The sequence below is a fragment of the Amycolatopsis mongoliensis genome, from assembly GCF_030285665.1.
Lineage (GTDB): Bacteria > Actinomycetota > Actinomycetes > Mycobacteriales > Pseudonocardiaceae > Amycolatopsis > Amycolatopsis mongoliensis.
In genome coordinates this window covers 10,681,657-10,694,842 of the sequence record NZ_CP127295.1, presented here as the reverse complement: position 1 = coordinate 10,694,842, position 13,186 = coordinate 10,681,657, and the positions used below count along the sequence as shown (strand labels likewise).

Annotated in this window: 7 protein-coding genes; all 7 read left to right on the top strand. The window is 72.2% G+C overall.

Annotated elements, in window-relative coordinates:
* Positions 1 to 41: 41 nt before the first annotated feature.
* The 7 genes from QRX60_RS50900 to QRX60_RS50870 all read left to right on the top strand — a co-directional run bounded on the left by QRX60_RS50900 (position 42) and on the right by QRX60_RS50870 (position 13,147).
* On the top strand, positions 42 to 2,048 hold the full coding sequence (locus QRX60_RS50900) for a cytochrome c oxidase assembly protein (RefSeq protein ID WP_285998634.1): 2,007 nt from the start codon (positions 42 to 44) through the stop codon (positions 2,046 to 2,048).
* A 136-nt stretch (positions 2,049 to 2,184) separates the two neighbouring features.
* Positions 2,185 to 3,861, top strand: coding sequence for an energy-dependent translational throttle protein EttA (gene ettA / locus QRX60_RS50895; protein WP_285998633.1), 1,677 nt, complete (start codon positions 2,185 to 2,187; stop codon positions 3,859 to 3,861).
* A 16-nt stretch (positions 3,862 to 3,877) separates the two neighbouring features.
* A complete protein-coding gene (locus tag QRX60_RS50890; RefSeq protein ID WP_285998632.1) occupies positions 3,878 to 6,325 on the top strand; it encodes a hypothetical protein in 2,448 nt (815 codons plus the stop codon).
* Between the two features lie 485 nt (positions 6,326 to 6,810).
* Complete coding sequence (locus QRX60_RS50885) at positions 6,811 to 11,799, top strand: NAD-glutamate dehydrogenase (protein ID WP_285998631.1); 4,989 nt, start codon at positions 6,811 to 6,813, stop codon at positions 11,797 to 11,799.
* Entirely contained in the window at positions 11,796 to 12,215 is a 420-nt protein-coding gene (locus tag QRX60_RS50880) for an acyl-CoA thioesterase (protein ID WP_285998630.1), read from the top strand. The genes QRX60_RS50885 and QRX60_RS50880 overlap by 4 nt, the downstream gene beginning before the upstream one ends.
* Positions 12,208 to 12,843, top strand: a complete 636-nt coding sequence (locus tag QRX60_RS50875) for a hypothetical protein (protein WP_285998629.1) — start codon at positions 12,208 to 12,210, stop codon at positions 12,841 to 12,843. Before QRX60_RS50880 ends, QRX60_RS50875 begins: the two co-directional genes overlap by 8 nt.
* Positions 12,844 to 12,898: 55 nt before the next feature.
* Positions 12,899 to 13,147, top strand: coding sequence for a hypothetical protein (locus QRX60_RS50870; protein ID WP_285998628.1), 249 nt, complete (start codon positions 12,899 to 12,901; stop codon positions 13,145 to 13,147).
* Positions 13,148 to 13,186 lie beyond the last annotated feature (39 nt).

The following is a 13,186-nucleotide window of genomic DNA, read 5'->3' as shown; positions in this document are numbered from 1 at the left end:
GTCACACGGGCCCGACCGGGGCTGGGCATACCCTCTGGGGCGTGTCCGAGCGAACCGACGTCCCCACGCAGCGCCGGGCCGGTGTGCTGCCCCTGCTCTCGGTCGGCGTGCTGCTGGCCGCCGTCGTGGCGATCGGGCTGATCGCGCTCACCGGCGGGGCCGGCTACGTCATCGCCGGCCTGCCGGACCCGGGGCTGGTCACCAAGTACGGCATCACGGTCATGCGGGTGCTGTCCGAAGCCGCCTCGGTGATCTGCGTCGGGTCGCTGCTGCTGGCCACGTTCCTGGTGCCGCCGCAGAAGTCCGGCACGCTCGGCCCGGAGGGCTACGGCGCCCTGCGCGCGGCCGGGATCGCCGCCTGGGTGTGGTTCGGCGCGGCCCTGCTGTCGGTCGCCTTCACCGCCGCCGACACCGCCGGGAAACCGTTCGGCGAGGTCCTGGACCCGCAGACGCTGCTCGACCTCGTCGGCGCCATCGAGCAGCCGAAGGCCTGGCTGTGGACCGCGCTGATCGCGGTCCTGGTCGCGCTCGGCTGCCGGCTCGCGCTGTCTTGGGGCTGGACGGCGGTGCTGTTCTTCCTGGCCGTCGGCGGGCTGGTGCCGGTCGCGGTCACCGGGCACTCCGCCAGCGGCGGCTCACACGACGTCGCCACCAACAGCCTCCTGTTCCACCTCGTCGCCGCGTCCTTCTGGGTCGGCGGCCTGGTCGCGCTGCTGGCGCTGGGGTACCGGCGCGGGAACCACCTGAGCCTGGCCGCGCGGCGGTTCTCGCGGCTGGCGCTGGTGTGCTGGATCGTGATGGCGATCTCCGGCGTGGTCAACGCGCTGGTCCGGATCGGCCTGAACGACCTGTTCACCACCGACTACGGCCTCCTGGTCGTCGCCAAGACGGTCGCGTTGCTGCTGCTCGGCGTCTTCGGCCACCAGCAGCGCCGGAAGGGCGTCGCGGACCTCGTCGACGGCAAGGGCGGCGGCCAGCTGATGCGGCTGGCCGCGGTCGAGATCCTGATCATGTTCGTCACGATCGGGATCGCGTCCGGGCTGGCCAGGACGCCGCCACCGGCGGACGCGATCACCCAGCCGTCCACCACCGAGCTGCTGATCGGCTACGACCTGGACGGCCCGCCGACGGTGTGGCGGCTGCTCTTCGACACCCGCTTCGACCTGGTCTACGGCACCCTCGCGCTCGTGCTCGGCGGGCTGTACCTCGCCGGGGTGCGGCGGCTGCTGCGCCGCGGCGACTCGTGGCCGGTCGGCCGCACGGTCTCCTGGATCGTCGGCTGCGTGGTGCTGCTGATCGCGACGTCGTCGGGCATCGGCCGCTACGCGCCCGCGATGTTCAGCGTCCACATGGGCAACCACATGCTGCTGTCGATGGTGGCGCCGGTGCTGTTCGTGCTGGGCGGCCCGGTGACGCTCGCGCTGCGCGCCCTGCCGGCCGCGGGCAAGGACTCCCCGCCGGGCCCCCGCGAATGGCTCGTCGCCTTCGTGCACTCCCCGGTCTCGCGGTTCCTGACCCACCCGGTGGTCGCGCTGCTGCTGTTCGTCGGTTCGTTCTACGCGCTGTACTTCTCCGGCCTGTTCGACACCGCGCTGAACTACCACTGGGCGCACCTGGCGATGAACGCGCACTTCCTGCTCGCGGGCTACGTCTTCTACTGGCCGGTGATCGGCGTCGACCCGGCGCCGCGGCGGATCCCGTACCTCGGCCGGCTCGCGATGATGTTCGCCGCGATGCCGTTCCACGCGTTCTTCGGCGTGATCCTGATGAGCAAGCAGACCGTCATCGGGCAGGCGTTCTACAGCCAGCTGCACCTGCCGTGGGTCGGTGACCTGCTCACCGACCAGCGGCTCGGCGGCGGCATCGCCTGGGCGTCGGGCGAGCTCCCGGTGCTGCTCGTGCTGATCGCGCTGCTGGTGCAGTGGTCGCGCCAGGACGAGCGCGAGGCGAAGCGGCGGGACCGGCGCGAAGCGGCGACCGGCGACGAAGAGCTGAACGCCTACAACGCGATGCTGAAGAACCTCGCCGACGGCAAGCGGGCCGACTGAGTCTCGACTTCCGGTTGAGGGTGAGACCCGCCGGGAGCCGGGCAAACCGACGGTTTCGGTGATCCCGGGCTGACTTTCGGTAGTGCGACGGTGACCGGCGTCAGGTCGCGATCAGGTGCGCTCTACGATCGTGCGTATGGCCGAGTTCATCTACACCATGAAGAAGGTGCGCAAGACCGTCGGGGACAAGGTCATCCTCGACGACGTCAGCACCGCGTTCTACCCCGGCGCCAAGATCGGCGTGGTCGGGCCGAACGGTGCCGGTAAGTCCACCGTTCTCAAGATCATGGCGGGGATCGAGCAGGCCAGCAACGGCGAAGCGTTCCTCCAGCCCGGCGCGAGCGTGGGCATCCTGATGCAGGAGCCGGAGCTCAACGAGGAGAAGACGGTCCGGGGGAACGTCGAGGAGGGCCTCGGCGAGATCAAGACCAAGCTCGACCGCTACAACGAGATCGCCGAACTGATGGCGACCGACTACAGCGACGCCCTGATGGAGGAGATGGGCCAGCTCCAGGAGGAGCTGGACCACGCCGACGCCTGGGAGCTCGACTCGACCGTCGAGCAGGCGATGGACGCGCTGCGCTGCCCGCCGCCCGAGGAGGGGGTCTCGCACCTCTCCGGTGGTGAGCGCCGCCGCGTCGCGCTGTGCAAGCTGCTGCTGTCCGCGCCCGACCTGCTGCTGCTCGACGAGCCCACCAACCACCTGGACGCCGAAAGTGTCCTGTGGCTGGAGCAGTTCCTGGCCCGCTACGCCGGCGCCGTCCTCGCCGTCACCCACGACCGGTACTTCCTCGACAACGTGGCCCAGTGGATCATGGAGCTGGACCGCGGCCGCGTCGTCGGCTACGAGGGCAACTACTCGACGTACCTGGAGAAGAAGCGCGAGCGCCTCGAGGTCCAGGGCAAGAAGGACGCGAAGCTCGCCAAGCGCCTGAAGACCGAGCTCGAGTGGGTGCGCTCCAACGCCAAGGCGCGCCAGACCAAGTCCCGGTCGCGGCTAGACCGCTACGAGGAGATGGCGGCGGAGGCGGACAAGCACCGCAAGCTCGACTTCGAGGAGATCCAGATCCCGCCGGGCCCGCGGCTGGGCAACGTCGTGGTCGAGGTCGAGAAGCTCAAGAAGGGCTTCGACGACCGCGTCCTCATCGACGGCCTGTCGTTCGACCTGCCGCGCAACGGCATCGTCGGCGTGATCGGCCCGAACGGCGTCGGCAAGACGACGCTGTTCAAGACCATCGTCGGGCTCGAGGAGCCGGACGACGGCGTGGTCAAGATCGGCGAGACGGTCAAGCTGTCCTATGTGGACCAGAACCGCGGCGGGATCGACCCGAAGAAGACCGTGTGGCAGGTCGTCTCCGACGAGCTGGACTACATCCACGTCGGGCAGACCGAAATGCCGTCGCGCGCGTACGTCAGCGCGTTCGGCTTCAAGGGCCCGGACCAGCAGAAGCCGGCGGGCGTGCTCTCCGGTGGTGAGCGCAACCGGCTCAACCTGGCGCTGACGCTCAAGCAGGGCGGGAACCTGATCCTGCTCGACGAGCCGACGAACGACCTGGACGTCGAGACCCTGGGCTCGCTGGAGAACGCGCTGGAGCAGTTCCCCGGCTGCGCCGTCGTGATCTCCCACGACCGGTGGTTCCTCGACCGGGTCGCGACGCACATCCTGGCCTGGGAAGGCACCGACGAGAACCCTTCGCAGTGGTTCTGGTTCGAGGGCAACTTCGAAGGGTACGAGAAGAACAAGGTGGAGCGGATGGGCGCCGAAGCCGCCCGCCCGCACCGTGTCACCCACCGCAAGCTGACCCGCGACTGAGGGGGCGGGTTTCCCCGTGGAAGCCAGCAAGCAGCACCGGACGGGCCCGCTCTCGCGAGGAGAGAGCGGGCGCTCCGCCAATGCCGGGGGAACCCTCTCCGCAGTCGGCCGGCTGATCGAGCGGGCGGACGCCCTGCACCTGCGGGCGCCCGAGCTCGCGCTGGTCCTCGGCGAGCGCGCCGCCGCGCTGTCCGAGGCCGCCGGTGCCGACGAGCAGTGGATCCGGGCCGAGAGCCTGGTCGTGTCCGCGCGCGTCCGGCTCGGCGACCGGCCGGGCACGGTCGGTCGCGCGGTCGCGGCGTTGCGCGCGGCCGAGCACGCCGGCTACGGCGACATCGCCGCCCGGCTGCGCATCGACCTCGCCGTGTGCGCCCGCAGCCTGGGCGTGCCGCTGACCGGGCTCGCCGCGCTGCGCCCGGTGCTCACCGACCCCGTCGTGTCGCCGGTGCACCGCGCCGCCGCGCTCTGCCACCTCGTCGGCTGCCTCGCGCAGATCGGGCGGAAGTCGGAGCTGGACCGCGTGCTCGTCGAGGCGGACAAGCTCGTCCTCGGCGACGAGTCCCTGGGTGCCGACTCCCAGCTGCTGGTGCGGGCGCTGCTGCGCGTCGGCACGGCCGCGCACCGGCGCCGCCACGGTGACCTGACCGCGGCGGCCGACGCCGCCCGAACCGGCCTGGGCTTCCTCGAGAAGCTCGACAACCCGGCCGACGACGGCGGCCTCGTCCGGATCCGGCTGGTGCTGCTGCTGGTGAGCACGCTGCTCGACCGAGGCGACGCCGAAATGGCGTACGAGATCGCCGAGCCGATCCTGGCGGAGCCGGTGCGGGCGGCCGGTGTCGCGCCGATGGGCTGGCTGCGGCTGGCCGTCGCGACGCGGGTCCACCTGCCCGCGGGCGCGGGCGAAGCGGCGATCGAGCTGGTCCGCGAAGCCGTGGCGAGCACGGATCGCCACGGGCTGTCCGCGGTCACCGCGCGGTTGTGGCTGGAACTGGCGCAGCTGGAGGAGCGGTTCGGACAGGCCGAGGAGGCCATCGCGTGCCTGTACCGCTCGCGGGCGGCCGAGCAGCTCCACGCGCGGGCCCGGCGGCAGGCGTGCAGCGTGCTGGCGGGCGAGTTCGGCACGGGGGAGCCGGCGTCGGTGGACCTCGACGAGGTGCTGAAGGCAGTGCCGTCGCGGCCGGTGCCGGCCGTCGCGGCGGTGCCGGCGATGCCCGCGGTCGCGGAGGTCGTGGCCGAGCCGGCCGCCCCGCAGCCGGAGCCCGAACCCGTGCCGCGGACGCCGGCCTGGTCGTTCGGCCGCGAGGAGACGCCGAAGCCCGAGCCGCGGCAGCCGGCGCCCGCGTGGTCGTTCGAACGGCCGCGCGTGACCGCGGACGCGGCCGAGACGTCGGTGATGCCGGCGGTGCGCGACGAGCCCGCGGAGCCTCGCGTGCGGCCGGAGCCGGTGGTCGTGGAGCGGTGGCCGGCGCCGGTCCGGGCGGAGCCGATCGAGGTGCGGTCCGAGGCCCCGGCGCCGGGGCGCCGCCGGCAGCCGGACCCCATCGAGGTGCGGTCCGCGCGGGCAGCCGAAGCCGACCGTCCTCGCGAGCCGGAGTCCCGGGCCGAGACGGTCCGGCCGGCGCCGAGCGAGGTCCGGAGTACCCCGCCGGAGCGGCGTCCTGAGCCGCCGGCCGAGCGCCGGAGCGAGCCGGAACCGCAGCCCGCGGCCGACAGCGGGAAGACCAAGTTCTCCTGGGCGGCGCTCGCCGAATCGCGGCTGCGGGAGACCGCCGCCGAACGGGAGTCGGCGCCCACGCGTGTCACACCGGCGTTGCCGCTCGCGCCCGAGCCCGCCGCCGAGCGGGAACCGTGGGAGCCGGAGGCGCGGCGCGAACCGCAGCCCTCGACCCGGCACGACGCCGAGCACGGCTCGGTGGCCGCCCGGTCGGTGCTGGACCGCCTGGGGATTTCGTCGTCGGGCGGCGCGGGCGGGGGCCGCCGCCGCGCGGAGGACGCGGAAGGCCCGCGCGAAACCGGCGCCGGGCAGTCCTCGGAGACCGGTACCGAAAGCCCGCGCCGGGAGCGTGCCGAGGTCCGTCCCGAGCCGGAGCTCGCGCCGCCGCCGCGGCCGGAGGACGAGCCGCCGTCGGTGCCGGACTACCGCGACGAGGCCGAGCCCTGGCTGCCGCGGCTGCGGATGCCGCCGTCGCTGGAGCCGATGGAGGACTTCGGCCACTGGACGCCGGCCACGGCGCCGTTCCCGGAGAGCTACGCGCGCGCCATCGCGGAGGACGAGCCCCCGCCGGACGCGGGTCTCGCCGACCTGCTGGCCCGCGCGCTCGCCGAGCACCAGGCGGGCACCGCGAGCGCGGCCGCGCTGGTCAAGCAGCTGGGTTCGAAGGACACCGGCCGCCGCAACGGCCACGGCCGCAACGGTCACGGCGCCGAGGTCTCGGACTCCCGCCGCCACGGCTCGGGCGACTGACGGAGGCCCGGCTCCCGGCGCGGCCCCGTTTCACCCCCGCGCCGAACCGCCCGGACCCGTCGCCGAAGTGCCGGAGCGCTCACCCACTCCGGACCCGGCCGACCCCGTGTCGGCGAGACACCCCTATTCGTCGCCGACCTGCCGGGGACCCCGGCACAGTGGGATGCGTCGCACCCCGGCGTCGCCGACCGGCCGACAACGTTCGCCGAACGGCGCCGCCGCGTCTCAGCTGAACCGATCATGTTGGCTCCACGTCGGGCAACGCCCGCCGGGCCAGGCTGGTCAGCGCCGCGCGAAGCCCCGGAACGCAACCCGTCAGTAGCTTGACCGATCACGCGAATCCGCTGGCCCGGAGGGGTTTTCCGGCACTGGGGAACCCCCGGGTCTTCATGTGTTCCCCGACCGCGGCGCATTAGTGTGGGGTCGCCGGAGTTCAACGCCGAACCGGCGCGGTGCCACCCACGAATACTGGAGAGTTGCCTCAAATGAGCTCGACCGGAGTCTCGTCCCTACCCGGAACCGGAGCCGACGCCGAACCCGAATTCGGCACCCCGCGCTCCTCGGTCAGCCCGGAGCAGATCAGGGACGACCTGATCGACTCCGCCGCCGGCCTGGCGCCGGAGATCGGGGAGCTCATCCGGCTCTACTACCGGCACATCCCGGCCGAGGAGATCGTCGGCGACGAGCCCGTCAATCTGGTCGGGGCGGTGCGCTCGCACCTGCAGCTCGCCAAGCACCGGATGCCCGGCCGCCCGGCCGTGCGGCTGCTCAACCCCACCGTCGCCGAAGACGGCTGGGCCCGCGAAGCCACCGTCGTGCAGGTCGTCACCGACGACATGCCGTACCTGGTCGACTCGATCGCCGCGGAGTTCGCCCGCGACGGCGTGCAGGTGCAGCGGATCGTCCACCCGATCGTCGTCGTCAGCCGCGACCTGACCGGCGAGCTGCTGGAAGTGCACCCCGGCGCGGACCCGGGCGAGCCGCCCGCGAACTCGGCCGCCGAGTCGTGGATGTACATCGAGATCGACTTCGTCACCGACCCGAACCGCGCCCGCGAGCTCGACAACCGCCTCTCCAGCGTGCTCGGGGACGTCCGCGAGGTCGTCGAGGACGCCGAGAAGATGGCCCAGACGGCCTGCCAGCTCGCGAGCGAGCTCGAGACGGACCCGCCGGACCTGCCGCGGGCCGAGGTCGCCGAGGGCGCCCGCCTGCTGCGCTGGCTGGCCGACGGGCACTTCACGTTCCTCGGCTACCGCCGCTACGAGCTGATCGAGAACCCGCACCCGGACGCCGACGACCCGGCGCTGCGCGCGGTGCTGGCCTCCGGGCTCGGCGTGCTCCGCCAGGACAGCCTCGCCGCCCGCGGCCTCACCGCGGGCCCGGACACCGCCGCGTCCGCGCTCTCGCCGACCCTGCTGGTGCTGACCCAGGCGAGCGCGCCCTCGACCGTGCACCGGCCGGTCTACCCCTACTACGTCGGCGTGAAGACCTTCGACGACGACGGCAACGTCACCGGCGAGCACCGCTTCCTCGGCATGTTCACCACCACCGCCCTGCACGAGAACGTGCTCGACATCCCGGTGGTGTGCAAGCGGGTCCGCGAGGTCATCCACCGCGCCGGGTTCCCGATGGAGTCGTTCTCCGGCCAGCGGATGCTCGAGGTGCTGCAGAACTGGCCGCGCGCCGACCTGTTCTCCGCCGACACCGATTCCCTGTACGCGACGACCACCGGTGCGATCACGCTGTCGGACCGCCGCCGGCTGCGGCTGTTCCTGCGCCGCGACCCGTACGGCCGCTTCTACTCCTGCCTCGTCTACCTCCCGCAGGACCGCTACACGACGCGGTCGCGGCTGGCGATGCAGGAAGTCCTGCTCGAAGAGCTCGAAGGCACCCAGCTCGAGTACAGCGCGCGGATCGGCGAGACCGTCCTCGCGCAGGTGCACTTCATGGTCCACACCGACCCCGCGCGCCGGCAGGAGCCGGACACACAGCGGATCCAGGAACGGCTGAACGACGCCGTCCGCAGCTGGGACGACCGGATGGTCGAGGCGGTCCTCGACGAGCGCCGCGAGCAGTCGGACGGCGGCGTGGCCGTCGGTGTCCTCGGCGAGGAGTCGGCGACCGAGCAGGGGCAGCGCTTCGCGAGCGTCTTCCCGGAGGGCTACAAGGAGGACTTCTCCGCCAGGGAGGCGCTGGCCGACCTGCGCGCCCTCGACTCGCTGACCGACGAAGGCGACCTCGCGCTGTCGTTCTACCGGCCGTCCGACGCCGGGCCGGGCGAACGGCGCTTCAAGCTCTACCTGCGCGGGGAAGGCGTCACCCTCTCGAAGGTGCTCCCGGTGCTGCAGGCCATGGGCGTCGAGGTGGTCGACGAACGGCCGTACGAGCTGCACCGCGAAGACGGCGGTGCCTGCTGGATCTACGACTTCGGCCTGCGCGTCGCCCAGAAGATGCTCGACGAGGGCGACGACCACGCGGTCGACCAGCTGCGTGGCCGGTTCCAGGACGCCTTCGAGGCCGCCTGGCGCGGGGACGCCGAGGTGGACGGGCTCAACGGCCTGGTCCTGCGCGCCGGGCTCACCTGGCGGCAGGTGGCCGTGCTGCGCGCGTACTCGCGGTACCTCCGCCAGGCCGGCAGCGCGTTCTCCCAGGACTACATCCAGAACACGCTGCTGAACCACACCCAGGTCGCGACGAAGCTGCTGCGGCTGTTCGAGGCCCGGTTCGACCCGCAGCTGGGCGACGCCGACCGCGAGGCCGCCACCGAAGCGCTGGCCGGCGAGCTGAGCTCGATGATCGACGAGGTCACCAGCCTCGACGAGGACCGGATCCTGCGCCGGCTGATGGCCGTCATCCGGGCCACGCTGCGGACGAACTACCACGTCACGGACGCCGAGGGGACCCCGCGGACGTACCTGGCGATCAAGCTCGACCCGGCCGGCGTGCCCGACCTGCCCGAGCCGCGGCCGCGGTTCGAGATCTTCGTCTACTCGCCGCGCGTCGAGGGCGTGCACCTGCGCTTCGGCGAGGTCGCTCGCGGTGGCCTGCGCTGGTCGGACCGGCGCGAGGACTTCCGCACCGAGATCCTCGGCCTGGTCAAGGCGCAGGCGGTCAAGAACGCCGTGATCGTGCCGGTCGGCGCGAAGGGCGGCTTCGTCGTGAAGCGCCCGCCAGCCTCGACCGGCGACTCGAGCATCGACCGCGACGCCCAGCTGACCGAGGGCATCGCCTGCTACCGCATGTTCATCTCCGGCCTGCTCGACCTGACCGACAACCGCGTCGAGGGCAAGACCGTGCCCGCGCCGGGCGTCGTGCGGCACGACGCCGACGACTCCTACCTGGTCGTCGCGGCGGACAAGGGCACCGCGAAGTTCTCCGACATCGCCAACGAGATGTCCGCGCGGTACGGCTTCTGGCTGGGCGACGCGTTCGCCTCCGGCGGCTCGGTCGGCTACGACCACAAGGCCATGGGCATCACGGCGAAGGGTGCCTGGGAGAGCGTCAAGCGGCACTTCCGCGAGCTGGGCAAGGACACCCAGAGCGAGGACTTCACCGTCGTCGGCATCGGCGACATGATGGGCGACGTCTTCGGCAACGGCATGCTGCTGTCGGAGCACATCCGGCTCGTCGCCGCGTTCAACCACATGCATGTGTTCCTCGACCCGAACCCGGACGCCGCGTCGACGTTCGCCGAGCGCCGCCGGCTGTTCGACCTGCCGCGCAGCTCGTGGGACGACTACGACCGCTCGCTGATCAGCGAAGGCGGCGGGATCTACCCGCGCACGGCGAAGTCGATCCCGGTCAGCCCGCAGGTCCGCGCGGCCCTCGGGCTCGAAGAGGGCATCACCGCGCTGGCGCCGATGGACCTGATCCAGGCGATCCTGCTGGCCCCGGTCGAGCTGCTGTGGAACGGCGGCATCGGCACGTACGTCAAGGCGGAGACCGAAACCCACGCCGCCGCCGGTGACAAGGCCAACGACGCCATCCGCGTCGACGGGAAGCAGCTGCGCGTCAAGGTGTTCGGCGAAGGCGGGAACCTCGGCCTCACGCAGCTGGGCCGCATCGAGTTCGCCCGCAACGGCGGCAAGATCAACACCGACGCGCTGGACAACTCGGCCGGTGTCGACTGCTCCGACCACGAGGTCAACATCAAGATCCTGCTCGACCACCTGGTGCAGACCGGGAAGCTCGAGGAGGCCCAGCGCAACGAGCTGCTGGCGGAGATGACCGACGAGGTCGGCGCGCTGGTGCTGGCCGACAACTACCGGCAGAACGCCGTCCTCGGGGTCAGCCGGGCGCACGCCGCGCCGATGCTGTCGGTGCACGCGCGCCAGGTCCAGGCGCTGGTGGCAGCGGGTGCCTTCGACCGGAAGCTCGAAGCACTGCCGAGCAACTCCGAGTTCCGCGAGCTGGAGAAGGCGGGCAAGGGCCTCACGTCGCCGGAGCTCGCGACCCTGCTCGCGCACGTCAAGCTCGAGCTGAAGGGCGAGCTGCTGGCCAGCGACCTGCCCGACTCGAAGGTCTTCGCGGCCCGGCTGCCCGAGTACTTCCCGGAACCGCTGCGCGAGCGGTTCCCGGACGCGATCGGGGAACACCCGCTGCGCCGGCAGATCATCACCACGATGATCGCCAACGAGGTCGTCGACGGCGGCGGCATCTCGTTCGTCTACCGGTTGATGGAGGAGATGAACGCGACCGCGACCGACGCGGTGCGCGCCTACGCGGTCGTGACACAGGTGTTCGACCTGCCGGTGCTGTGGAAGCAGATCGACGCGCTCGACAACGTCGTGCACACCGACGTCGCCGACGCGATGGTGCTGGAGACGCGGCGGCTGCTCGACCGGGCCGCGCGCTGGTTCCTCACCAACCGGCCGCAGCCGCTGGCGCCGCTGTCGGAGATCAAGCGCTTCGGCCGGGTGCTGGGCGAGCTGGTCCCGAAGATCGGCGACCTGCTCCGCGGCCGCGAGGCGGAGTCGGTGCAGAAGCACGTGGACGAGCTGATCGCCGCGAACGTGCCCGAGGAGCTGGCCCGCCGGGTCTCGCTGCTGCTGCACACCTACGGCCTGCTCGACGTCACCGAGGTGGCCGAGCTCGCCGAGCAGCAGGTCGGCGTGGACGCGCCGCACAGCCCGGCGGAGACGGCGGAGCTGTACTACGCGCTTTCGGCGCACCTGGACGTCGACAAGATGCTGACCGAGATCAGCGCGCTCGAACGCGGCAACCGCTGGCACGCGCTCGCCCGGCTTTCGCTGCGCGACGACGTCTACGGCTCGTTGCGGGCGATCACGCTGGACGCGTTGCGGCACAGCGATCCCGGCTCGTCCGCGGACGCCAAGATCGCCCAGTGGGAGAAGACGAACGCCTCGCGGCTGCAGCGGGCGCGCGTCGCGCTGGACGAGATCACCAAGTCCGGCCGGCTCGACCTCGCGACGCTTTCGGTGGCGGCCCGGCAGATCCGGAGCACGGTGCGGTGACCTACGTTGCGCACGTCCGCCCGCGCTGGACGGACATGGACGTCTACGGCCACATCAACCACGCGAAGATGGTGACGCTGCTCGAAGAGGCGCGCATCCCGCTGTTGTTCGAAGGCGCCGTCGAAGCCGGGCTCGACCAGCTGCCCAAGGGCATCGTCGTGGTCAAGCTGGAGGTGGCCTACAAGGCGCCGATCGTGGTGTCCGGGCAGCAGCTGCGCGTCGGCATCGACCTGACGGAGCTGCGCGCGGCGAGCTTCACGCTGGCCTACCGCGTCCACACCGGCCCGGCCGGGTCCGACCCGGTCGCGGTGACGGCGGAGACGGTGCTGGCGCCGTACGACACGGTCGCTTTGCGGCCGCGTAGGCTCACCCCGCCCGAGTCGGAGTTTCTGAAGCAGGGGTTCGCGGATGCCTGAGTTGCTCGTACCGGACGCGGCGGACCGGGAGACCCTCGGTGCGTTCGTCGCCCGCGCGGTCCGGCTGGACGGCCAGACGGCCGTCCGGCTGCGGCAGCGCGGGGACGGCGTGGTCGAGGCCTGGACGGCCACGCCGTTCGAGTGCCTGGCCACCCGCGCGGTGGCCGGGGACGTCACCCCCGGCGACGTCACGGTGTCCGGCAACGAGCTGCTGGCGGCGCTGACGGTGGCGGGCGGCCCGAAGATGGACCCGGGCCCGGCCCGCGACCTCCTGTGGCACGGCGAACTGCCGCCGCCCGGCCGCTGGCAGCTGGTCGACGAGCTCCCGGCGCGCGTCGTCGCGGACCTCGCCGACCGCGGCGTGACGCTGGCCCGGGACAACGCCGGTCCGCACGGCACGCCGCCGGCGTCGCTGATGGACCAGGCGGTGCTGACGGTCAGCGGCGGCACGCTGGAGGTCAAGGTCCAGATGCGCTGCCTGTTCGCGATGTCCGGCATGGGCTTCGTGGACTCGGACGTGGCGGGCGACGTCGTCCGCGTGACGGCGACGGACTCGTGGCTGCGCCTGGACGCCCGGTACGGCGCCATCGTCCGACGCCGGCACGCGCTGCTGCCGTTGCTGTTCTGATTACGGAGTTCTTGCGTGGCGGGCGTGCGCCGGATTTCGGTGGCACGCTGGAGCCATGCCCCCGGACGACGACCCCACCGCGGAGTTCCTCGACGAAGTCCGCACCGAGGAGTCTCCATGGCGGCGTGACCGTCCGCCGGGGGAGCAGGCGCCGGAGCGCGCCGAGCGTCCTGAGAGGTGGGGCCGCACGCGAGCGGCGGGCCGGGCGGCCGCCCGAGCGGCGCCCTACCTCCAGGCCGCGGCCCTCGTGGCGTGGCTGGCGAGCGGCGCCTTCGACGACGGCTCCGGCGACCAGGGCAGTTGACAGGCTCGTGACCGATTGGTTACAGTCCGCGCCTTCCCG